The organism is Pseudoxanthomonas sp. CCNWLW251 (assembly GCF_037402255.1).
GTDB lineage: Bacteria > Pseudomonadota > Gammaproteobacteria > Xanthomonadales > Xanthomonadaceae > Pseudoxanthomonas_A.
The window spans coordinates 503,696-524,254 of sequence record NZ_JBBEGA010000001.1; the positions used below are offsets into that span (position 1 = coordinate 503,696).

The following is a 20,559-nucleotide window of genomic DNA, read 5'->3' on the forward strand; positions in this document are numbered from 1 at the left end:
CCGTCAGTGCGTTGCCTGGCTATGTGGGCTCAGACGCGGCTGGCGATCGCCTTCGCGAACGACATCGTGGTGCCCTCCCCGCCCAGGTCCGGGGTCAGCGAATCCTTGGCTTCCAGCGTGGCGATGATCGCCGCACGCAGGCGCTCGGCCTTTTCCGGCTGGCCCAGGTGGTCCAGCATCTGGGCCGCGCCCAGCAGCAGCGCGCAGGGATTGGCCACGCCCTTGCCGGCGATGTCCGGCGCGGAGCCGTGGACGGCCTCGAAGATCGCCGCGTCGACGCCGATGTTCGCACCCGGTGCCAGGCCCAGGCCGCCGACCAGACCGGCGCACAGGTCGGAAATGATGTCGCCGAACAGGTTGGTGGTGACGATGATGTCGAACTGCTCCGGACGCATCACCAGCTGCATGCAGGTGTTGTCCACGATCATCTCGTTGGTCTGGATCTCGGGGTACAGCGCGGCCACTTCGCGCGCGACCTTCAGGAACAGGCCCGAGGTGGTCTTCAGGATGTTGGCCTTGTGGACGATGGTGACCTTCTTGCGGCCGGTCTTGCGGGCCAGGTCGTAGGCGTAACGCACGATGCGCTCGGAACCCTTGCGGGTGATCTTCTGCGTCAGCAGGGCGGTTTCGCCGTCTTCCGAGATCGACTGGCCTTCACCGATGTACGCACCCTCGGTGTTCTCGCGCACCGTGATCAGGTCAACGCCGGTCGGGAAGCGCGACTTGGTGTTCGGGAACGACTTGGCCGGGCGCACGTTGGCGTACAGGTCGAAGTGGCGGCGCAGCGCGACGTTGATCGAGCTGAAGCCCTCGCCCACCGGCGTGGTCAGCGGGCTCTTCAACGCCACGCCGTTCTTGCGGATCGAATCCAGGGTGGCCTGCGGCAGCAGGTCGCCGTGCTTTTCCAGCGCGACCAGGCCGGCATCGGCTTCTTCGTAGGTCAGGCCGACCTTCATCACGTCAAGCACGTGCAGGGTGGCGTCCATGATCTCCGGGCCGATACCGTCGCCGCGGATGACCGTAATCGTCTGGGTCATTTGAGTGGTGTTTCCGAACAGGGGCGCGCGCTGGCCGGGGGCCGGCGCGGACGCAAAGGGGAAGGTCTGTGCGCGCCATTATGCCCGAGGCCCCCTCGGGGGCCCAAATCGACGATGGTCGGAGGCATTGCCAAGATCCAGTCGGATCCCGGCGTGCGCCGGGATGACGGGAGTGGGATGAACGGACTGCACGAAGGCAGCCGAGGTGCTCGGGGATGCCTGCGCCCTGTCCCTGCCCCAGCCTCAGTGGTCGTGCGCCGACGGCGCGTCAGCCTGCCCGCCTTCCAGCTGGTCGAGGAAATCCACCGCCCGGCGCAGGTGCGGGATGACGATGGAGCCGCCCACCACCAGGCCCACCGAGAACGTCTCGAAGAATTCCTCGCGCGTGACGCCGGCCTCCTTGCACTGGGCGACGTGGTAGCTGATGCAGTCGTCGCAACGCAGCACCATCGAAGCCACCAAGCCCAGCAGTTCCTTCGTCTTCACGTCCAGCGCGCCTGCCTGGTAGGTCTGCGTGTCCAGGGCGAAGAAGCGGCGGACGACCTGGTTGGGTTCATCCAGGATGCGCTTGTTCATCCGCTGCCGGAACTCGGTGAATGCCTTCACGCGGTCCTGGCCATCGTCGGCCGCGCTCATGCCGCCTCCCCTGCGAGCAGGGCTTCCAGCTTGCCTGCACGGTGCAGCGCGATCATGTCGTCGTAGCCGCCCACATGGGTTTCGCCGATGAATATCTGAGGCACGCTGGTACGCCTGGCCTTTGCGATCATCTTCTCGCGCGCGTCCGCGTCAAGGTCGATGCGTACTTCCGTCCAGGTCTGGCCCTTGCTCTTGAGGAAGTTCTTCGCCGCCACGCAGTAAGGGCAGATGGCGGTACTGTAGAGAGTGATCTCGGGGGCGGGGGCGCCTTGCGGGGTGTCGCTCAAGGGAGTTCTCCGGAACGAAAGGGACATGCTGTGGTCCCAACCAATATCGGGTCGACGGGGTCGGGTTACAGCCGGCGACATGGAACAGTGCGGACCGGTACTGGTCCGGTTAACCACGTATTCACTCGCCCGGATCAGCGACCCGTCATCCTGATCGAGACCCCCATTATCCGCCACGGAGCCCCCGTTTGCGTCCCATCCTGCTTGCCACTGCCCTGACCCTGGCCCTCGCGGCACCGCTGGCAGCCTCCCAGGACAGCCGCCTGCCGGATATCGGCTCATCCGCAGGCGAGCTGCTCACCCCGGCGCGCCAGGCCGAGTACGGCGGCATGATGCTGCGCGAACTCCGCAACTACGGGTACCTGCTGGAAGACCCGCTGATCACGGACTGGCTGCAGACCGTGGGCAGCCGGCTGGGCGCCGACAGCGACAACCCGCAGCAGGCGTACACGTTCTTCATGATGCGCGACCGGCAGATCAATGCCTTCGCCACGCTGGGCGGCTACATCGGCATGAATGCCGGCCTGGTGCTGACGGCGGATCGCGAAGACGAGATGGCGGCGGTGCTCTCCCACGAAATCGCCCATGTGACCCAGCAACACGTGCTGCGCGGCGTGGAGCGGGCGCAACGCGACCAGGTTCCTATCCTGCTGGGCATGCTGGGCGCCATCGTGCTGGCCCAGGCGGCGGGCGGAAGTTCCAGCGGCGATGCCTCCCAGGCGGCGATCGCTTCGGCCATGGGCCTGATGCAGCAGCGCCAGATCGACTACACCCGCTCCAACGAATCCGAGGCCGACCGCGTCGGCATCCGCACCCTGTCCCGCGCCGGCTACGACATCGACGCCATGGCCGGCTTCTTCGCCAAACTCCAGCAGGCCACCCGCGCCAGCCGCGGCAGCGGGCGCGAACAGGTGCCGGACTACCTGCAGACCCACCCGGTCACCACCACGCGCATCAGCGAAGCCCGCCAACGCGCCGACCAGTTGCGTGGCGACCAGATCACCGCGACCACCCGCGTTCCCGGTGGCGAGCACGTTGAACGCTTCGACCGGCGAGGCGTGACGCTACCGGAGTCGCGTAGCGACAACCCGTTGCTGCCCATCCCTGTGACCCTGCCCTCCCAGGTCTTCCAGCGTGGCGATACCGGCCAGTTCGACTGGGCGCGCGAACGCCTGCGGGCACTCAGCGCCAGCACGCCTTCTGCCGCCGTACGGGAGTACGAAACGCTGCGCCGGCAGGCCGGCAAGCCGTTGACGGCACCCCAGCGCTACGGACTGGCCATCGCCCATCTGCAGGGCGGCGACAGCAGGACCGCGTTGACGGAATTGCGCCGCCTGGACGACGAACATCCCGACAACCTCTGGATAACGCTGGCACTGGGCGAGGCGGAATCGCGCACCGGCGATCCGGCGGCGGCGAACCGTCGCTTCGACGCCTTGCTGCAACGACTTCCGCAGAACCGCCCGGCGGTCCTGACCTATGCGAAGGTGCTGAACGAACAGGGCGGACGCGAGGCCGGGCAGCGCTCGCAAGCCATCCTGCGCCCGTTGATGGCGCGCGCGGGCGACGATCCGGTGTTCCAGCAGCACTTCGCCAGGGCCAACGAACTGGCGGGCGACACCGCCCGTGCCGGCGAAGCCTACGCAGAGGCCGCCTACCTGAATGGCCGGCCGGAGCAGGCATTGATCCAGCTGCAGAATCTCAAGAACCAGGGCGACCTGGATTTCTACGCCCGCGCCAGGATCGATGCCCGCATCGCCACCATCACCCCGGAAGTGCTCGAACTGCGCCGCCAGGGCATCCGCGACCCCGACGTCGAGCGCCGTTGACCCTCATTCGGCGCGCCTTGTGACAGTCCGACGGCGCGTCATGTAAACGTCATAAAATTGTCGTCTACTGGCACGGTCCCCCTCGCCCCCGGATTTTGCGTGCAGAAGCACATCCTGATCGTTGACGACGAGCCCGCCATCCGCGACATGGTGGCGTTCGCCCTCCGCAAGGGCGAATACGAGCCCATCCATGCCGGCGACGCCCGCGAGGCGCAGAACGCCATCGCCGACCGCGTACCGGACCTGATCCTGCTGGACTGGATGCTGCCCGGCACCAGCGGGCTGGAGCTGGCCCGCCGCTGGCGCAAGGACGCGATGACTCGCGACGTGCCCATCATCATGCTCACCGCCCGTGGCGAAGAAAACGATCGCGTGGGCGGCCTGGAAGCCGGCGTCGACGACTACGTGGTCAAGCCGTTCTCCGCGCGCGAACTTCTGGCCCGCATCCGCGCGGTGATGCGCCGCTCGCGCGACGATGACGAAGACGGCAGCGTCGCCGTGGGCAACCTGCGTATCGACGGCGCCGCCCACCGTGTGTTCGCCGGTGACACGCCGGTCGCCATCGGCCCCACCGAGTACCGCCTGCTGCACTTCTTCATGACCCACCCCGAGCGCGTCTACTCGCGCACGCAGCTGCTGGACCACGTCTGGGGCGGCAGCGTGTACGTCGAGGAACGCACGGTCGACGTGCATATCCGGCGCCTCCGCAAGACGCTTGAACCGCACGGCCTGGAGAACATGGTGCAGACCGTGCGCGGTTCCGGTTACCGCTTCTCGGCCTCGATGTGACGATTCCGGAAGGTCCGGACAGTCGGTGTGAACGCGCCTTTTTCCACCGCTCTGGGGATGTGAGGAACAAACTGCCGCCCCCTTTCGTCATCCCAGCGAAGGCTGGGATCCATTTTGCGTTCGCCGTTGTTCCTGCTCTGGAGTGACGCAAGTTGCGCCAAGAGCGACATGGATCCCAGCGTTAGCCGGGATGACGACGGACCACTGCCCGCACGGCACATCGCGCCCCGGCTGACCATCTTCCGATCCCTTTACCCATCACACCCCCTGCAGTCCCATCCCTCCTGTCATACACATCTGCCTACAATCGCCCCATGCCCCATGACATCCGTTCCGCCTGGTTCAAGACGCTCGGCCAGTTGGCGCTGATCCTGGCGCTGGCCGTGGTGGTGGGCCTGCTGGTCGGCCAGGTGTGGCCGATCGTGACCATCGCCGCGCTGGGCGTGGTCGTGTGGCACTACTGGCGCCTGCGCAAGGTGCTGCTGCGCCTGACCGCACGCCAGCGACTCGAGCCGGCGCAAGGCAGGGGGGTGTGGAACGAGCTGGATCGCCTGCTGTTCCGTGGCCAGGCCGAAATGCGCACCCGCAAGCGCCGCCTGCTCGACATGCTGCGCGCGTATCGCGCCGCCGCCGCCGCGCTCCCGGATGCCGTCGTGGTGGTGGAACGCAACAGCCAGCGCGTGCAGTGGTTCAACAAGGCCGCCACCAGCCTGCTCGGCCTGCAGTACCCGACGGACATCGGCGCCCCGGTCGGTGATCGCCTGCAGCCGCTGCCGATGTCGCACTGGCTGGCCGCCGGCCGCAATGCCGAACCGATGCTGGATGCAGCCTCGCCGGTCGATCCCAACCTGCGCCTCAACCTGCGCCTGATCCCGTATTCCGACGAGTACTGGCTGCTGGTCGCGCGCGATGTCAGCAAGATGCTGCGGCTCGAGCAGATGCGCCGCGACTTCGTGGCCAATGTCTCGCACGAGCTGCGCACGCCGCTGACCGTGGTGCATGGCTACCTAGACATGCTGGAACCCACCGAGTATCCGGACTGGGCGCCGATGCTGAGCGAAATGCAGAAGCAATCGCAGCGGATGACCCAGCTAGTCGAAGACCTGCTCACGCTCTCGCGCCTCGAAGCGCAGGACAGTCTGCCCGACGAGAATGTCGCGATGGCGCCCATGCTGGCCACCCTGCGCCGTGAAGCCGAAGCGCTCAGCCAGCGCCGCCACACGATCGTCATCCAGGACGAAGCTCCCTTGGACCTGTCCGGCTCCAACAAGGAACTGCACAGCGCGTTCTCCAACCTGGTCAGCAATGCGGTGCGCTACACGCCTGCGGGCGGCACCATCACCGTGCGTTTCGCGCGCGAAGGCGACGGCGCCATGCTCAGCGTGCGCGACACCGGCTACGGCATTCCCTCCTCGCACCTGCCGCGCATCACCGAACGCTTCTACCGCGTCTCCACCAGCCGCTCGCGTGAAAGCGGCGGCACCGGCCTGGGCCTGTCCATCGTCAAGCACGTGCTCAACCTGCACCAGGCGCGCCTGGAGATCGAGAGCGAGGTCGGCCACGGCAGCACGTTCTCCGTGCATTTCGGCGCCGAGCGCGTGGAGCCACGCCTCGACGCCCCCCACCCCATCATCACGGACAGCCAGACTGCATGAACGCCGCCCTGGATACGACGCCCACCCCCGCGACCGGCGAAGACGCGCTGCGCGACCCCTCGCTCTACCTCAACCGCGAACTGTCGCAGCTGGACTTCAACTTCCGCGTCCTGGCGCAGGCGCAGGATCCGTCGGTGCCGCTGCTGGAGCGCCTGCGCTTCCTGTGCATCTCATGCACCAACCTGGACGAGTTCTTCGAGATCCGCGCGGCCACCGTGCGGCATGCGCTGGACTTCGGCCTGCCCCCCGGTGCCGACGGCATGAGTCCGGCCACGGTGCTCAACAGGATCCATGATCGCGCCGCCGAGCTGGTCGATGCGCAGTACAAGTGCTGGAACGACGTGCTCCGCCCCAGCCTGGCCGAGGCCGGCGTGCGCGTGTTCGGTCGCGACAGCTGGAACGCGCGCCAGAAGCGCTGGCTGCGCGCCTACTTCCGTAACGAGATCATGCCGGTGCTGTCGCCGCTGGGCCTGGATCCGGCGCACCCCTTCCCGAAGATCCTCAACAAGTCGCTCAACATCGTGGTGGTGCTGAAGGGCAAGGATGCGTTCGGCCGCGCCGGCCACCTGGCGATCGTGCGCGCGCCGCGCTCGCTGCCGCGCATCATCCACCTGCCACAGCGCGTGTCCGGTGGCGAGAACGATTTCGTGCTGCTTTCGTCGGTGCTGTCGGTGTTCGTGGACGAACTGTTCCCGGGCATGGAGGTCAAGGGCTCCTACCAGTTCCGCGTGACCCGCAACTCCGAAGTCGTGGTCGACGAGGAGGAAGTGGAGAACCTGGCGCTGGCGCTGCGCGATGAACTGGTCGGTCGCGGCTACCGGCCGGCCGTGCGGCTGGAGATCGCGCACGACTGCCCCAAGCCCATCGTGCGGCAGCTGCTGCAGAACTTCGCCCTGCCCGACAACGCGGTGTACCCGATCAACGGGCCGGTCAACCTCAATCGCGTGATCCAGGTCTACGACCTGGTGCAGCGTCCGGAACTGAAGTACCCCGCGTTCACCCCGCGTACGCTGCGCGACAGCGATGCGATCTTCGAGAAGGTGGCCGACGGCGACGTGCTGCTGCACCACCCGTTCGATTCGTTCGCGGCCGTGCTCGAGGTGGTCAAGCAGGCCGCTGTCGATCCGGACGTACTGGCCATCAAGCAGACGCTGTACCGCACCGGCAAGGACTCGGCGCTCGTCGAGGCATTGGTGCAGGCCGCGCGCAACGGCAAGGACGTCACCGTCGTGGTCGAACTGCGTGCGCGCTTCGACGAGGATGCGAACCTCGGCGTCGCGGACAAGCTGCAGGAAGCCGGCGCGCAGGTCGTGTACGGCGTGGTGGGCTACAAGACCCACGCCAAGATGCTGCTGATCGTGCGTCGCGAAGGCCGCAAGCTGCGCCGGTACGTGCACCTGGGCACAGGCAACTACCACAGCGGCACGGCGCGCGCGTATACCGACATCGGCCTGCTGACCAGCGACCCGGATATCGGCACCGACGTGCACCTGCTGTTCCAGCAGCTGTCGGGCCTCGCCCCCACCACCAAGCTCAAGCGCCTGCTGCAGTCGCCGTTCACTCTGCACCCGGGGCTGATCAGGAAGATCGAACGCGAGGCGAAGCTGGCCCGGGCCGGCAAGCCCGCCCGCATCATCGCCAAGATCAATGCGATCAACGAACCCCGCATCATCCGCGCCCTGTATGCCGCATCGCAGGCGGGCGTGCGGATCGATCTGATCGTGCGCGGCGCGTGTGCCCTGCGTCCTGGCGTGCCCGGCATTTCGGACAACATCCGCGTGCGCTCCATCGTCGGGCGATTCCTCGAGCACAGCCGCATCTACTGGTTCGGCAACGACGGCTCGCCCGAACTGTATTGCGCCAGCGCCGATTGGCTGGAGCGCAACCTGCTGCACCGGGTGGAGACCTGCTTCCCGATCCTCGACAAGGAGCTCGCCGCGCGCGTGTTCAAGGATGGCCTGCAGAACTACCTGGACGACAACTGCAATGCGTGGGAACTGCAGGCGGACGGGAGTTACCTCAAGCTGTCGCCGGGCGAGGAAGCGCCGCACTCCGCGCAGGGCACCCTGCTGGCGAAGGTGTGATGCGACGCTGCGACCTCGCGTCGCATCGTCGCGCTGACACATTGCGTGCCCGCACCCGTTAAACTGATCGCATGGCGCCCCTGACCTCTTCCACCTCCCCGCCGCTCCAGGACGGGGACCTGCTGGCCGCGATCGACCTGGGTTCCAACAGCTTCCACATGGTGGTCGCGCGATCACTGCTGGGACAGCTGCGCGTGGTGGACCGGCTGCGCGAGACCGTGCGGATGGCCGATGGCCTGGATGGCAAGGGCGGACTGTCAGCTGCGGCCCGCCAGCGCGCCCTCGACTGCCTGTCGCGTTTCGGCCAGCGCATCCGCGACATCCCCGGCACGCGCGTGCGCGCACTGGCCACCAATACCGTGCGGCAACTGCGTGACCCGCAGGATTTCCTGGTCGCCGCGGAAGCCGCGCTCGGCAAACCCATCGAAGTGGTCTCGGGCCGCGAGGAAGCGCGCCTCATCTACCTTGGCGTCGCGCACGCCCAGCCGCCGAAGTCCAATCAGCGCCGGCTGGTGATCGACATCGGCGGCGGCTCGACGGAATTCATCATCGGCCGCGGCTTCGAGACGCTGGAACGCGAAAGCCTGCAGGCGGGCTGCATCGCCAGCACGCGACGCTTCTTTCCCGGCGGCAAGCTGTCGCGCAAGCGCTGGAAGGAAGCCCTGACCGAAATCGGCGCCGAGTTCCAGCAGTTCGCCGGCCTGTACCGCAACCTGGGCTGGCAGGAAGCCATCGGCTCGTCCGGCACCAACAAGGCCATCGGCGACATCTGCGCGGCGATGAAGCTGACCAAGGGCGCGGTGACCGCCGAGGCCCTGCCACAGGTGCGCGACCGCCTGTTGCAGGCCGACCGCATCGAAGACATCGACCTGCCTGGCCTGTCCAGTGACCGCCGGCCGATCATCGCCGGCGGCGTGCTGGTGCTGGAGGCGGCCTTCGAGGCGTTGGGACTGCAGCGCCTGATGGTCAGCAAGGCCGCCATGCGCGAAGGCATCCTGTTCGACATGCTGGGCCGCGGCAGCGACAACGATCCGCGCGATCTTTCCACGGCGGCGCTGATGCAGCGCTACGGCATCGACGAATTCCAGGCCGCGCGCGTGGAAGCCACCGCGATGCGCCTGTTCGAGCAGGTGGAACAGCGCTGGAGCCTGGACGACGACGATGCGCGGATGCTCGGCTGGGCCGCGCGCCTGCACGAGATCGGCCTGGCCATCGCACACAGCCAGTACCACGTGCACGGCGCCTACCTGCTGGAGCATTCCGACATCGAGGGCTTCTCGCGCCAGGAGCAGCAGGTGTTGTCCGCGCTGGTCCGCACCCACCGCCGCGGCGTACCCAAGACGGCCTTCGATGCCCTGCCCGACCGCCTGCTGCTGAGCGCCAAGCGCAAGGCCGCGCTGCTGCGGCTGGCGGTGCTGCTGCACCGCTCGCATGATGCGGAGGCCATCCCGCGGCTGGACCTGACCGCAAACGGCGATCGTCTCGACCTGGTGGTCAGCAAGAAGTGGATCGACTCGCGCCCCCTGCTCCGCTCCGACCTGGTCGGCGAACCCGAAGACATGCAGGGCCTGGGCGTGGCGTTCAAGCCCTTCGTGGCGTGAACGGCCCACGTCCCCTCTAGTGTGACTTGAGGTTACACTCGGACCCGCCCCGGATTTGCGGCGTGGCCCATCCCTTTTCCCCCACGCCATCCTCCCCGTCCGCTCCTGTGGCGGGAGCCGGTCCGACGGCCATGATTCGTCGCGTACGTGCATTCAGGAGGAAGCCGTGATCGATCGAAGCAATCCCGAGGCGCCCTTGTCCGACGCCTGGCTGGAAGGCGGCCCGGGAGCCGTGTCCATCAGCCGCAACGTGGACCGCCTGCTGGATGCCGTCCGCCGCCATCTCGACATGGACGTGGCCTTCGTCAGCGAATTCCATGGCCGTCATCGCGTCTTCCGTCATGTCGCCACACGGCTCGACCGCGCGCCCATCCTGCCCGGCGACTCCAGCCCACTCGACGAGGGCTACTGCATGCGGGTGGTCGAAGGCAGCATCCCGCAGCTGATTCCCGACACCGCCGCCATCCCGCTGCTCGAGCACCTGCCCGAAACGCGCACCGTGCCGATCGGCGCGCACATCAGTGTCCCCATCCAGCTGCGCGACGGACGCGTGTACGGCACCTTCTGCTGCTTCAGCCTGTCGTCCAACCTCTCGCTGGGCCAGCGCGATCTGCACATGATGCGTGCCTTCGCCGACCTGCTGGCCTACCAGATCGACGGCGACCTGGATGCCGTGCAGGAACACGAGGCGAAGGTGGAGCGCATCACCGCGGTGCTGGAACTGGGCCAGCCGCACATGGTGTACCAGCCCATCTACCGCAGCAGCACGCGCCGCATCATCGGCGTGGAATGCCTCTCGCGCTTCGACCTGGAACCCCGCCGCACGCCGGACGTGTGGTTCGCCGAAGCCAGTGAGATCGGCCTGGGCGTGCGCCTGGAGCTCAACGCCATCCTGTCGGCACTGGATGGCCTCCGCCATGTCCATGGCGACTTCTACGTGGCATTGAACGTTTCGCCGCAGACGATCATCAGTGGCGGCATCGACGGCTACATCGACGACCTGGATCCGCATCGCGTGGTGCTGGAAATCACCGAGCATTCGCTGGTCGAAGACTACAAGCTGCTCAACGAGCGCCTGGTGCCGCTCCGCGAGGCCGGCGTGCGCGTGGCGGTGGACGATGCCGGCGCCGGCTACGCCAGCATGCGGCACGTGCTGGCCATCCATCCGGACATCATCAAGCTCGACCTCAGCCTGACCCGCGACATCGACACCGATTCACCACGGCGTGCGCTGGCTGCTGCGCTGATCGAGTTCGCCCGCCAGACGCAGTCCCGCGTGGTCGCCGAAGGCGTGGAGACCGCGTCGGAACTGGCCGCCCTGCAGGCGCTCGGCGTGGATGACGTGCAGGGCTATTACCTGGCACGACCGCTGGAGGTCGAGGCGCTGGCGCAGAAGCTCATGGCCGAACGCCAGCGCAACTGAACCACCGGAGCGCTCTGGCATGATGCCGCTTCCTCCCTCCGCACGCACATGATGAAGACCTTCCTCCTCGCCGACGACACCCCGGTTTCGCGCATCGCCTATGGCTGCATGCAGCTGAGCCGCGCGTGGGATAGCACGCCGGTGACCGCCGACGAACGCCGCCAGGCACAGCGCCTGGTCGAAACCGCGCTGGCCCATGGCATCACCCTGTTCGACCATGCCGACATCTATGCGCGTGGCAAGTCCGAGCAGGTGTTCGGCGACGTGCTGCGCGCCTCGCCCGGTCTGCGCCAGCGCATGGTGCTGCAGTCGAAGTGTGGTATCCGCTTTGCCGATGATCCGGCAGGCTCACCGGGACGTTACGACTTCAGCCAGGCCCACATCGTGGCCTCCGTCGAGCGCAGCCTGTCGCGACTGGGTGTGGAGCATCTCGACATGCTGCTGCTGCACCGCCCGGATGCGCTGGTGGAGCCGGAGGAGGTCGCGCGTGCATTCGACGCGCTGCATGCCACCGGCAAGGTGCGCCATTTCGGCGTGAGCAACCACACGGCCGGACAGATCGCACTGCTGCGCAGGCATGTGCGGCAGCCGCTGGTTGCCAACCAGGTGGAGGTGAGCCTGCTGCACCATCACCTGATCGACGACGGCGTGGTGGCCAACACCACCGGCCATGCCTACGCGGCAGCGGCCGGCACGCTGGACTACTGTCGCCTGCACGATATCCGCGTGCAGGCGTGGTCGCCGCTGGCGGGCGGCAGGTTCGCGACTGCCTCGGAGTTCGCCGATCCGGTGGTCCGCAACACTTCGACCCTGCTCCGCCAACTGGCGGAAGAAAAAGGGGTCACCCCGGAGGCCATCCAGCTTGCCTGGCTGCTGCGCCACCCCGCCGGCATCCAACCCATCGTCGGCACCACCGACCCGGTTCACCTGGCAACGTGCTGCGCAGCCGACAGCGTCGAGCTGAGCCGGGAGGACTGGTACGCATTGTTCACTGCGGCGCGCGGCGAACGCGTGCCCTGAGGCAGTCCCTGGCCCCACCTGTCTACCCGCGGCAGTCCGCGCTTATGATGCCGCATCACGGCGGCCCCGCCGGCCAGCCGACAAAGAGAGCGCAGCGGTGATCACTCAGCAGACCGTCAAGGGAACCTGCCATTGCAAGGCCGTCGAGTTCGAGGTCGACCTGATCAACGGCCACGAGAACATACGCCGTTGCAACTGCTCCATGTGCAGTCGCCGGGGCGCCATCATGGCGGGCGTCACCGTGGACCGGTTGCGCGTCACGCGTGGCGAGGACAAGCTCAGCCTGTACCAGTGGAACACGAAGATCGCCAGGCACTATTTCTGCAGCATCTGCGGCATCTACACGCATCACCAGCGCCGCAGCGTCCCGACGGAATACGGCTACAACCTGGCGTGCATCGAGGGGATCGATCTCGCGAGCATCGGCGAGATAAGCGCCAGCAATGGTGCGGCGCAATCGCTGGTTTCACCCTGACATTGCTTCCAGATCCTCGCCGGAAGGCAGTCCATGACGTGACCGAGGTGTTCGGCATCCGTGGCAGATCGATACGCATGCATCATTTGATGGGTCGACGGGGATCGGATGCTGGAAGGACCTGGACACGCGAGACGAAGAACCACGATCCTCTTGCCGACGTACGCCGTCTGGCATCCGACACCACCACAGGCAGACCGCATGGCTGACCCCTACAACTCCCCGGCAGCGCGCCCGACGGCTTCACCTCTGAATGACACGATGGTCACCACGGCACTGGAACTGCCGGGCTACCGCATCATCCGCAACCTGGGCCTGGTGCGGGGCATTACGGTACGGTCGCGCTCGATCGTCGGCAATTTCCTCGGCGGACTGCAGACGCTGTTCGGCGGCAACATCACCATCTACACCGAGCTGTGCGAACAGGCGCGCCACGAGACCTACCGCGACATGATGCAGCACGCCCGGCAACTGGGGGCCAACGCGATCATCGCCGTCCGCTACGACGCCACCGACGTGATGGCAGGCCTCACCGAAGTGTTGTGCTACGGCACGGCGGTGGTGGTCGAGCCGCGCGACTACTGACCCCGATGAAGCCGTCGAAGCGCAAGCGTCCGTGGCTGCGCAGGCTCATGCTGGCCGCACTCATCGTGGCGGCATATCCCGCGTCCGTCCTGACCTACACCTGGTCCCACGTCCTGCAGAGCCCACTCCCGGGTGGCCGGCATGGGCCGCTGGACGCGTACCGGCACACCCTGGCCAGCGCGATCGTGGCCTACACCCTGGACGCGCGTGCCGTCCACCTCGTCAATGGCGTCATGGAGCGGCGCGGAAAGCGCGCCAACACCATGGACATCCACAACAACCTGATCGGTGCAGGGATCGGATCGCGCGCGACCCGGTTCGCGGACATCGAGCCGATGGTGGCGCATCGCGTGGCATCAGGCTGCATCGACGCTGCTTCACCGGACCAGACGACGTGGTTGCCGCAGAGCGCGTGGAAGGAAGGGTTCGCGTGGTGACCCTGTGGCGCGTTCCGGGTGGCATCAACCCCCATGTCCGACAGCGTGTCTCTCGGCCGGCGCGGGCTCGGCTATAGTCGCCCCCAGTCGCGGCCGGCCCCACGCCGACGGGCAGTCCCTCGCATCCTTGCCGGAGGTTGTCATGAAGCGCGTGTTCCGTCTGATCCTTGCCGTCATTGCCGGCCTGCTCGTCGGCAGCATCGCCAACATGGCGCTGGTCATGCTCAGTGGCCATGTCATCCCGCCACCGGCCGGCGTGGACACCACCACGGCGGAAGGCCTCAAGGCGGCGATGCCGCTGTTCGAACCGAAGCATTTCCTGTTCCCCTTCCTGGCCCACGCCATCGGCACGCTGGTGGGCGCCTTCGTCGCCACGCTGGCGACGCCCGGCCAGACCCGCGGCCCCGCGTGGACGGTCGGCGCCTGCTTCCTGATCGGCGGCATCGCCGCCATCACCATGCTGCCCTCGCCGCTCTGGTTCACCGTGGTGGATCTGGTGTTCGCTTACCTGCCGATGGCGTGGCTGGGGCACCGGATGGCGGCGCGGGGGCAACGCGCGGCCTGAAGGCGGCCGCCTTCACCCGCGATGGAATCAGGCTGTCAGCTTCGCGACGATCCGACGGACCCCGGGCGCCACCAGCGTGACGGCGATGAAGGCCACCGGCCACGTCGTGGCGCAGCTGCGCGCCCAGGTTGCCAGGAAGTCCGCATGCAGTCCCTGGTTGATCAGCAGCACGAACGCGGACACCAACGACACCATGATGGCGGAGAGCAGCGCGCCGAATAGCAGCGGCGCGAAACGGGCGGGAATACGCATGGGGAGACTCCTGTTGGAAGAACGGGATCAGAAGGAAAACAGCAGACGTACGAGCAGGGCCGACAGATAGAGCCCTGCACCGAACATCAGGTGGTTCAACACGCTGTGCATGCGCGCATTGGCCGGACGCGGCGTCCTGGACGCCGCGACGCCGGCGCCCATGCCAGGCTGCATCAGCAGGAACGGAACGGCGACGGTGACCAGGCCCACCAGGAGTGCCGGCCCCGGCGTAGGGTCACGCAGCCACGCAACGCCCCAGACAATGGGGAGCACACCGGCAAAGGCGATGCCGGTCAGGTAGTGCGCGCACCAGCCCAGCGTCCGTTCGCCGCGGACGGAGGCGCTCCGGGCGATGGCGGCATGGCGGAATCGCCCCGTCGGCATATGGCCGAGCCAGCGACCCACCAGGGCATAGTCGGCGGTCGGCACGCCGAAGAGGCCGCACCGCAGCAGGCCCCAGGCATCCATCGCGAGTGTGGCGCCGATGCCGATGAGCAGCGTGCGGATCACAGAATCCATGTCGATCTCCAAGAAAGGTCCGGCGCTGGCTTGTGCCGCACGACCGTTGCGCGCACGATGCCACTTCAAGTCGACTTGAAGTCAAGCGGGGTTCCGGTGGACATCGGCGAGGTTGCGAAACGATCCGGCTTGCCGGCGTCGACACTGCGCTACTACGAACAGAAAGGGCTGATCGCGTCGATCGGACGCCATGGCCTGCGCCGCACCTTCCATCCGGACGTACTGGAACGCCTGGCGCTGATCGCCTTGGGGCAGACGGCTGGGTTTTCGCTCGACGAAATCGCGGCGATGTTCGGCGCCGATGGCCGACCCGACATCGACCGCCGCAGCCTGCGCGCGAAGGCGCGCGAACTGGACGTGATGATCCTGCGCCTGACCGCGATGCGCGACGGACTGCGCCACGCCGCGGCCTGCTCCGCCCCCAGCCACCTGGAATGCCCACGGTTCCGGCATCTGCTGAGCCAGGCGGCCACGGGCGGCCGCCGCTCAGACAAGCCGAAGAAGCGCTGAGTCGCCTTCTTCGGCAGCGTCATGTACCGGTAACCGCACCGCAATACTCGCTACATCTCCCGCCCCCAGCATGCGCAAAACGTGGAGTTGCGCATGCGCTTTGCCATCGTCACCGAGACGTATCCGCCGGAAGTCAACGGCGTGGCCCTGACCGTGCAGGGGCTGGAAACCGGCCTGCGCCAGCGCGGGCATGCCGTCTCCCTGATCCGGCCGCGCCAGCCCGCCGACGCCGCCGACAGCGGAGACACCCTGCTGGTGCGTGGCGCCAGCCTGCCGCGCTACCCCGGACTGAAGTTCGGCCTGCCTGCGACGCGCCGCCTGGTGGCGCAGTGGAAGGCTTCCCCTCCCGATGCCATCTACGTGGCGACGGAAGGCCCGCTGGGGTGGTCGGCGCTGCGTGCCGCGCGGCGGCTCGGCATCCCGGTGGCGACAGGATTCCACACCCGCTTCGACGAATACATGCGCGACTACGGCGTGCGCTTCCTGCAGCACACCGCACTGCGCTGGATGCGCCGCTTCCATAACGGCGCGGACGCCACGCTGGTGCCGACGCGCGAACTGGCCGACTTCCTGCAGTCGCAGGGCTTCCATCGCGTGGTGCGGCTGGCGCGCGCCGTGGACGCGCGCCACTTCAGCCCATCGCGACGCGACGCGACGCTGCGTGCGGCATGGGGCCTGGGGCCGGACGACCTCGCCGTGATCTACGTGGGTCGCATTGCTGCGGAGAAGAACCTCGAGTTGTCGATCCGGGCATTCCGCCGCATCCAGCAGTTGCAGCCGACGGCGAAATTCGTCTGGGTCGGCGACGGACCGGTGCGCGAGCGGCTCGCGCAGGAGAATCCGGACTTCATCTTCTGCGGCGTGCAGCGTGGCGACGCGCTGGCGCGGCACTTCGCCAGCGGCGACCTGTTCCTGTTCTCCAGCCATAGCGAAACCTTCGGCAACGTGACGCTGGAAGCGATGGCCAGCGGTGTGCCGACGGTGGCATTCAACTATGGTGCCGCGCGCGAGCACCTGATCGACGGCGTGCACGGCGCCGCCGTCGACAACGACGACGACTTCATCGGGGCGGCATTGCGGTTGGCGGGCGATGCCCCTGCGCGCCGCGCCATGGCCGATGCCGCCAGCGACGCGATGCGCGCGCTTCACCCGGACCAGGTGTCCGCCGACTTCGATGCCCTGCTGACCGATCTCGCCCTGACACGGAGAAGCCACCATGCGTCCGTTGCTGCCGCGTAATCCCCTCATCGGCCGGGACACCGGCTGGTGCCTGCTCGCCAATCGCTGGGGCGAATGGAACGGCGTGCGTCGTTTCTTCGCCCTTGTCAGCCGGCTGGGCGACGGCGTGTTCTGGTACGTGCTGATGGCGGCGCTGGTGGTCGCCGATGGCCTGGACGGGCTGGCGGCTTCGGCGCACCTGGCGGCGACCGGTGTGATCGCGCTGACGCTGTACAAGGCGTTGAAGCGCTGGACGAAGCGGCCACGCCCGTTCGCGTCGGATGTACGCATCCGCGCATGGATCGCGCCGCTGGACGAGTTCAGCTTCCCGTCCGGCCACACGCTGCACGCGGTGGCCTTCACCATCGTGGCGCTGGCGCACTACCCGGTGCTGGCCCCCTTGCTGATCCCGTTCGCCGCCTGCGTGGCGGTCTCGCGTGTGGTACTGGGCCTGCACTACCCCAGCGACGTGCTGGCAGCGACGGTCATCGGCACCGCACTGGCGACGCTTTCGATCTGGCTGGTGCCGGGCGTAAGCCTGCTGGGCTGAGCCGGGCAACGCCCACAGCGACAAGAAGAGCGAACTCAGAGTTATCTTTTGTCATCTCAATGTTAGATTTTATTGACATTGAGTAAATCAAACATTACCTTACTCCCCGTCCATCCACCAACGGGGAGCACCACCATGCTGTCGAAGGAACGTTTCGCCTGGGTCTGGCTGACGGCGCTGGCCGTCGTGTTCGCGCTGTACTTCACCTACCTCGCGGTCTATGCCGATGCCGTCGCGGCAATGCACATGGGGCAGCGCATCGGCCTGCTGGCGCTCGCGCTGGGATCGCTGGGGATCATCGCGGGGCTTACCTACCTGCTGGGCCGGCAGCGCGAGGAAGACGGCTCGCCCACGCCCACCGACGAGCGCGATCGCCGGATCGAGTCGCGCGCGTCGGTTTACGCCTATTACGTGCTGATGGCCGGCATCATCATCGTGGGCTGCGTGATGCCGTTCCTTGCCGGTGGCTGGACGCTGGTGCATGCAACGCTGCTGGCGATCGCCGCCGCCGAGTTCGTCCACTCCGGCCTGATCATCCACGGCTATCGTCGAGGCGTACGTGTCTGAGGCCCGGGTCACCAACCAGATCCGCACGCTGCGCTTCCTGGCCGGCGAAATGACCCAGGCCGACCTCGGCAAGCGCGTGGGCGTGACCCGGCAGACCATTGCCGCGATCGAGGCCGGCAAGTATTCGCCGACGCTGGAATGCGCGTTCCGCATCGCCGAGGTGTTCGGCAAGCCGCTGGTCGAAGTGTTCGGCTGGGAGCGTTGAGCACGACGGGCCTGCAGGAGCGCCCGACGGGCGCTCCTACGGCATTTCGAATGCGGCGGCTCGCGCGCGAAGGAGAGCGGGCTGGAGTTGGCCCGGCCAGTCGCGATCGTTGGCCACCTGGGCACTGGCGCGACTGCGGTCCAGGGCGTCGACATCCAGGTCCGCGATGGCCCAGGCGGCCTGGTCGGCGGTCTGCGCCACGATGCCATCGTCGGGCAGCCCGCGATCCATCGGCGCGAAGATCGCGGCCTCACCGGTATTGATGTCCAGCGCAGGGCTCCACGCCGCCTCGCCGGCAGTGACCGACTGCGCCACGAACATCCGGTTCTCCAGCGCGCGTGCCAGGCATCCCACGCGCACGCGGGTGGCACCGGCCGCCGTATCCGTGCAGCTGGGCACCAGCAGCAGCCGTGCGCCGGCCTCGGCCTGCGCACGTACCGGCAGCGGGAATTCGCTGTCGTAGCAGACGGCCACGGCGGCACGCACACCGTCCATGTCGAACACCTTCACCGCGTCGCCGCCCTCCACGACGCCCAGGGTCTTCTCGAACCCGGTGAGCTGCAGCTTGTCCTGCCACGCATACGCGCCCTGGGGGGTGAACACGTCGCAGCGGTTGCGGTAGCGGCCGCCAGCGTGGGCGAGCAGGAACGTACCGGCCACGATGTACAGATCGAACGTCCGTGCAAGCCGTGCATACAGCGCGAGCCAGTCGTCGCGATAACGCTGTATCGCAGCCAGCGAAGCGTGCAGGTCGCCGCGCACGCCGGCGTCGAACGTGGCGGCCAGTTCCAGCGACAGATACTCCGGCAGGACGACGATGCGTGCGCCCCGCGCGGCCACCTCGCCCAATGCCGTCGCCTGTCGGTCGGCAAAGGCGGTGAAATCCGCAGGTGCCTGGACGACATGCTTGGCCACGGCGACTTTCATCGCGCGCCCTCCAGCCCGCGCAGCCAGAACGTCAGCGCGTGCTCGGTTTCGGCGCGCCCGATCTCGTTCCATGCCAGCCGCATGGTCATGCCGGGCTGCCGCGTGTAGCCACGCTTGTCCCAGAACGCCTCGTGGGTGCGATGCCCGACGGGCCTGCGCGGGTCGTCCGCTTCACGGTCCACCGCGCAGAACGCCGTCCACCCGAACCGTCCCAGCGCCCGCGCATGCGCTTCGCGGTGGTCGAAGAACGCGTGGCCGATGCCATGGCCGCGGTAGGCCGGCAGCAACACGGATTCGCCGAAGTAGAAGACGTCCTCGGGATCCATCCCGCTGTCCAGGAACGGCTGGCGGAAGGCTTCGGTGTCGTCCGCCAACGGCAGGCCGGTGGATGCACCCACCACCTCCCCACCCTGCATCGCCAGCACGAACACGCTTTCTGCCGAGCGCGCATACGCGGCCAGGTAATCGCGCTCGAAGTCCAGATCGCCTTCGTAAAGGTAGGGCCAGTCGCGGAACACGGTCACGCGCAGGCGCGCGACATCGTCAAGCCAGGGCGTGATTTCCGGCCCACGGAAGAGGCCGATGGTGTGCGCAGAGTTCATCCCTGAACTCTAGCGCACGCCACCGGCCGGGGCGAGGCAACCCGGATCCGTCCGTTGTGCGTTACTCCGACGCGCCCGCTCTTCCGGCTTCGAGCCGATACCCGTGCTCCATCCCCCGGCGTACCGCGATACTCGCGCAGATCGCGACGAGAAGGGCCAGCCACACCGGCAGGACCATCGCAGGCGCAAACATCTCTTCCACAGCGAGCCCGTTGCAGAACCACCCGACGCTCCACGCCATCGCCATCAGGATAAGCGGCTGCAGTGGCCTGAAGAAAAAGCCGGCGACTGCCGCGACGAGAGCGATGACACCCAAGGGAAGTGCGAATGCCATCGTGGCTGCCAGCAAGAGCATCATCAGCGATCCCGCCAGCCGTAGACGACAAGACGTGCCGTCGGCAGCACCGCGAGCCAGGCATCCCGGCCCACCTCTCGGGTGAGGTATGCGCCGTCACGCAAAGACGCCTCCAGGCTGCGCCACCGTCCCGGCGCGATGCCGTCGTGCGCCGTGCCCATCCATTCGCCGCAGACCACCGCGTGTCCTCCATGTCCCTCTGGTGACAGGTGCCGCCAGGCTTCGTAGTACGACAGTGCGCCACCCGACAGTGCGCCGCGCGAGCATGTCGCTCCATTGAAATAGGCCAGGCCCTCGTGCTGGATGGCGTCGACCGCGTGACGTGCCAGTTCCAGCGCGACCGCACCACGCGACTCGCGCCCCAATAGCAGACCGAAGAGCAGGTATCGCAGCTGTCCAGAGGACATCGCCACTCCGTGCAGGCCTGCAGT

25 protein-coding genes are annotated in these 20,559 nt (G+C 67.4%); 16 read left to right on the top strand and 9 right to left on the bottom strand.

All coding sequences use genetic code 11. From position 1 onward, the window contains the following. Positions 1–29: 29 nt before the first annotated feature. From WBN46_RS02390 to grxC, 3 genes are all read right to left on the bottom strand, one after another. The gene (locus WBN46_RS02390) at positions 30–1,037 is read right to left on the bottom strand and encodes an isocitrate dehydrogenase (protein WP_055941972.1); all 1,008 of its coding nucleotides are present in this window, start codon (positions 1,035–1,037) and stop codon (positions 30–32) included. Between the two features lie 243 nt (positions 1,038–1,280). Continuing rightward, positions 1,281–1,673 carry a carboxymuconolactone decarboxylase family protein gene (locus tag WBN46_RS02395; protein WP_337730153.1) on the bottom strand — a complete coding sequence of 131 codons (393 nt, stop codon included), beginning with the start codon at positions 1,671–1,673 and terminating at the stop codon, positions 1,281–1,283. Beyond that, positions 1,670–1,960 carry a glutaredoxin 3 gene (gene grxC / locus WBN46_RS02400; protein WP_225590822.1) on the bottom strand — a complete coding sequence of 97 codons (291 nt, stop codon included), beginning with the start codon at positions 1,958–1,960 and terminating at the stop codon, positions 1,670–1,672. Before grxC ends, WBN46_RS02395 begins: the two co-directional genes overlap by 4 nt. Before the next feature lie 188 nt (positions 1,961–2,148). On the opposite strand from grxC, the gene WBN46_RS02405 reads away from it, so the two are divergent. The 11 genes from WBN46_RS02405 (at position 2,149) to WBN46_RS02455 (ending at position 14,423) form a co-directional block, all read left to right on the top strand. Continuing rightward, positions 2,149–3,789, top strand: a complete 1,641-nt coding sequence (locus tag WBN46_RS02405; protein WP_337730154.1) for a M48 family metalloprotease — start codon at positions 2,149–2,151, stop codon at positions 3,787–3,789. A gap of 99 nt (positions 3,790–3,888) precedes the next feature. Next, on the top strand, positions 3,889–4,578 hold the full coding sequence (gene phoB / locus WBN46_RS02410; protein ID WP_142123972.1) for a phosphate regulon transcriptional regulator PhoB: 690 nt from the start codon (positions 3,889–3,891) through the stop codon (positions 4,576–4,578). Between the two features lie 314 nt (positions 4,579–4,892). After that, on the top strand, positions 4,893–6,233 hold the full coding sequence (gene phoR / locus WBN46_RS02415) for a phosphate regulon sensor histidine kinase PhoR (RefSeq protein WP_337730155.1): 1,341 nt from the start codon (positions 4,893–4,895) through the stop codon (positions 6,231–6,233). Continuing rightward, complete coding sequence (gene ppk1, locus WBN46_RS02420) at positions 6,230–8,317, top strand: polyphosphate kinase 1 (protein WP_337730156.1); 2,088 nt, start codon at positions 6,230–6,232, stop codon at positions 8,315–8,317. The genes phoR and ppk1 overlap by 4 nt, the downstream gene beginning before the upstream one ends. Before the next feature lie 71 nt (positions 8,318–8,388). Beyond that, the gene (gene ppx / locus WBN46_RS02425) at positions 8,389–9,918 is read left to right on the top strand and encodes an exopolyphosphatase (RefSeq protein WP_337730157.1); all 1,530 of its coding nucleotides are present in this window, start codon (positions 8,389–8,391) and stop codon (positions 9,916–9,918) included. A 166-nt stretch (positions 9,919–10,084) separates the two neighbouring features. Next, on the top strand, positions 10,085–11,341 hold the full coding sequence (locus WBN46_RS02430) for an EAL domain-containing protein (protein WP_337730158.1): 1,257 nt from the start codon (positions 10,085–10,087) through the stop codon (positions 11,339–11,341). Positions 11,342–11,392: 51 nt separating this feature from the next. Further along, positions 11,393–12,361: an aldo/keto reductase gene (locus WBN46_RS02435; protein ID WP_337730159.1), complete on the top strand. Its 969-nt coding sequence runs from the start codon at positions 11,393–11,395 to the stop codon at positions 12,359–12,361. 97 nt (positions 12,362–12,458) lie between these two features. Further along, positions 12,459–12,836 carry a GFA family protein gene (locus tag WBN46_RS02440; protein WP_337730160.1) on the top strand — a complete coding sequence of 126 codons (378 nt, stop codon included), beginning with the start codon at positions 12,459–12,461 and terminating at the stop codon, positions 12,834–12,836. Positions 12,837–13,037: 201 nt separating this feature from the next. Next, positions 13,038–13,421 (top strand): YbjQ family protein, encoded by a 384-nt coding sequence (locus tag WBN46_RS02445; protein WP_337730161.1) that lies wholly within the window; start codon positions 13,038–13,040, stop codon positions 13,419–13,421. A gap of 5 nt (positions 13,422–13,426) precedes the next feature. Beyond that, positions 13,427–13,858: a hypothetical protein gene (locus tag WBN46_RS02450; RefSeq protein ID WP_337730162.1), complete on the top strand. Its 432-nt coding sequence runs from the start codon at positions 13,427–13,429 to the stop codon at positions 13,856–13,858. 142 nt (positions 13,859–14,000) lie between these two features. Further along, positions 14,001–14,423 carry a hypothetical protein gene (locus WBN46_RS02455; RefSeq protein WP_337730163.1) on the top strand — a complete coding sequence of 141 codons (423 nt, stop codon included), beginning with the start codon at positions 14,001–14,003 and terminating at the stop codon, positions 14,421–14,423. Positions 14,424–14,450: 27 nt separating this feature from the next. Here WBN46_RS02455 and WBN46_RS02460 read toward each other — a convergent pair whose 3' ends face one another. Continuing rightward, the gene (locus tag WBN46_RS02460; protein WP_337730164.1) at positions 14,451–14,675 is read right to left on the bottom strand and encodes a DUF2798 domain-containing protein; all 225 of its coding nucleotides are present in this window, start codon (positions 14,673–14,675) and stop codon (positions 14,451–14,453) included. Between the two features lie 27 nt (positions 14,676–14,702). After that, positions 14,703–15,194 (bottom strand): DUF2938 domain-containing protein, encoded by a 492-nt coding sequence (locus WBN46_RS02465; protein ID WP_337730165.1) that lies wholly within the window; start codon positions 15,192–15,194, stop codon positions 14,703–14,705. A 57-nt stretch (positions 15,195–15,251) separates the two neighbouring features. On the opposite strand from WBN46_RS02465, the gene WBN46_RS02470 reads away from it, so the two are divergent. From WBN46_RS02470 to WBN46_RS02490, 5 genes are all read left to right on the top strand, one after another. After that, positions 15,252–15,704 carry a helix-turn-helix domain-containing protein gene (locus WBN46_RS02470; RefSeq protein ID WP_345786518.1) on the top strand — a complete coding sequence of 151 codons (453 nt, stop codon included), beginning with the start codon at positions 15,252–15,254 and terminating at the stop codon, positions 15,702–15,704. A 93-nt stretch (positions 15,705–15,797) separates the two neighbouring features. Beyond that, positions 15,798–16,943 (top strand): glycosyltransferase family 1 protein, encoded by a 1,146-nt coding sequence (locus tag WBN46_RS02475; RefSeq protein WP_337730166.1) that lies wholly within the window; start codon positions 15,798–15,800, stop codon positions 16,941–16,943. After that, the gene (locus tag WBN46_RS02480; RefSeq protein ID WP_192200729.1) at positions 16,921–17,472 is read left to right on the top strand and encodes a phosphatase PAP2 family protein; all 552 of its coding nucleotides are present in this window, start codon (positions 16,921–16,923) and stop codon (positions 17,470–17,472) included. Before WBN46_RS02475 ends, WBN46_RS02480 begins: the two co-directional genes overlap by 23 nt. A gap of 135 nt (positions 17,473–17,607) precedes the next feature. Continuing rightward, positions 17,608–18,039: a DUF2178 domain-containing protein gene (locus WBN46_RS02485; protein WP_337730167.1), complete on the top strand. Its 432-nt coding sequence runs from the start codon at positions 17,608–17,610 to the stop codon at positions 18,037–18,039. Continuing rightward, complete coding sequence (locus WBN46_RS02490) at positions 18,032–18,244, top strand: helix-turn-helix transcriptional regulator (protein WP_298124145.1); 213 nt, start codon at positions 18,032–18,034, stop codon at positions 18,242–18,244. The genes WBN46_RS02485 and WBN46_RS02490 overlap by 8 nt, the downstream gene beginning before the upstream one ends. A 36-nt stretch (positions 18,245–18,280) precedes the next feature. Here WBN46_RS02490 and WBN46_RS02495 read toward each other — a convergent pair whose 3' ends face one another. The 4 genes from WBN46_RS02495 to WBN46_RS02510 all read right to left on the bottom strand — a co-directional run bounded on the left by WBN46_RS02495 (position 18,281) and on the right by WBN46_RS02510 (position 20,535). Then, the gene (locus tag WBN46_RS02495; RefSeq protein WP_337730168.1) at positions 18,281–19,171 is read right to left on the bottom strand and encodes a carbon-nitrogen hydrolase family protein; all 891 of its coding nucleotides are present in this window, start codon (positions 19,169–19,171) and stop codon (positions 18,281–18,283) included. Continuing rightward, on the bottom strand, positions 19,168–19,773 hold the full coding sequence (locus WBN46_RS02500) for a GNAT family N-acetyltransferase (RefSeq protein WP_337730169.1): 606 nt from the start codon (positions 19,771–19,773) through the stop codon (positions 19,168–19,170). Before WBN46_RS02500 ends, WBN46_RS02495 begins: the two co-directional genes overlap by 4 nt. A 61-nt stretch (positions 19,774–19,834) precedes the next feature. Continuing rightward, positions 19,835–20,131 carry a hypothetical protein gene (locus WBN46_RS02505; RefSeq protein WP_337730170.1) on the bottom strand — a complete coding sequence of 99 codons (297 nt, stop codon included), beginning with the start codon at positions 20,129–20,131 and terminating at the stop codon, positions 19,835–19,837. After that, positions 20,131–20,535, bottom strand: coding sequence for a hypothetical protein (locus WBN46_RS02510; RefSeq protein ID WP_337730171.1), 405 nt, complete (start codon positions 20,533–20,535; stop codon positions 20,131–20,133). Before WBN46_RS02510 ends, WBN46_RS02505 begins: the two co-directional genes overlap by 1 nt. Between the last annotated feature and the right edge of the window lie 24 nt (positions 20,536–20,559).

Coding starts and splice junctions, on each gene's coding strand:
- WBN46_RS02470 (WP_345786518.1), top strand. CDS start 15,252: ATGCCACTTCAAGTCGACTTGAAGTCAAGCGGGGTTCCGGTGGACATC.
- WBN46_RS02390 (WP_055941972.1), bottom strand. CDS start 1,037: ATGACCCAGACGATTACGGTCATCCGCGGCGACGGTATCGGCCCGGAG.
- ppx (WP_337730157.1), top strand. CDS start 8,389: ATGGCGCCCCTGACCTCTTCCACCTCCCCGCCGCTCCAGGACGGGGAC.
- phoR (WP_337730155.1), top strand. CDS start 4,893: ATGCCCCATGACATCCGTTCCGCCTGGTTCAAGACGCTCGGCCAGTTG.
- WBN46_RS02505 (WP_337730170.1), bottom strand. CDS start 20,131: ATGATGCTCTTGCTGGCAGCCACGATGGCATTCGCACTTCCCTTGGGT.
- WBN46_RS02395 (WP_337730153.1), bottom strand. CDS start 1,673: ATGAGCGCGGCCGACGATGGCCAGGACCGCGTGAAGGCATTCACCGAG.
- WBN46_RS02435 (WP_337730159.1), top strand. CDS start 11,393: ATGAAGACCTTCCTCCTCGCCGACGACACCCCGGTTTCGCGCATCGCC.
- WBN46_RS02480 (WP_192200729.1), top strand. CDS start 16,921: ATGCGTCCGTTGCTGCCGCGTAATCCCCTCATCGGCCGGGACACCGGC.
- WBN46_RS02475 (WP_337730166.1), top strand. CDS start 15,798: ATGCGCTTTGCCATCGTCACCGAGACGTATCCGCCGGAAGTCAACGGC.
- WBN46_RS02485 (WP_337730167.1), top strand. CDS start 17,608: ATGCTGTCGAAGGAACGTTTCGCCTGGGTCTGGCTGACGGCGCTGGCC.
- WBN46_RS02500 (WP_337730169.1), bottom strand. CDS start 19,773: ATGAACTCTGCGCACACCATCGGCCTCTTCCGTGGGCCGGAAATCACG.
- WBN46_RS02510 (WP_337730171.1), bottom strand. CDS start 20,535: ATGTCCTCTGGACAGCTGCGATACCTGCTCTTCGGTCTGCTATTGGGG.
- WBN46_RS02445 (WP_337730161.1), top strand. CDS start 13,038: ATGGCTGACCCCTACAACTCCCCGGCAGCGCGCCCGACGGCTTCACCT.
- WBN46_RS02455 (WP_337730163.1), top strand. CDS start 14,001: ATGAAGCGCGTGTTCCGTCTGATCCTTGCCGTCATTGCCGGCCTGCTC.
- WBN46_RS02465 (WP_337730165.1), bottom strand. CDS start 15,194: ATGGATTCTGTGATCCGCACGCTGCTCATCGGCATCGGCGCCACACTC.
- WBN46_RS02460 (WP_337730164.1), bottom strand. CDS start 14,675: ATGCGTATTCCCGCCCGTTTCGCGCCGCTGCTATTCGGCGCGCTGCTC.
- WBN46_RS02495 (WP_337730168.1), bottom strand. CDS start 19,171: ATGAAAGTCGCCGTGGCCAAGCATGTCGTCCAGGCACCTGCGGATTTC.
- ppk1 (WP_337730156.1), top strand. CDS start 6,230: ATGAACGCCGCCCTGGATACGACGCCCACCCCCGCGACCGGCGAAGAC.
- WBN46_RS02450 (WP_337730162.1), top strand. CDS start 13,427: ATGAAGCCGTCGAAGCGCAAGCGTCCGTGGCTGCGCAGGCTCATGCTG.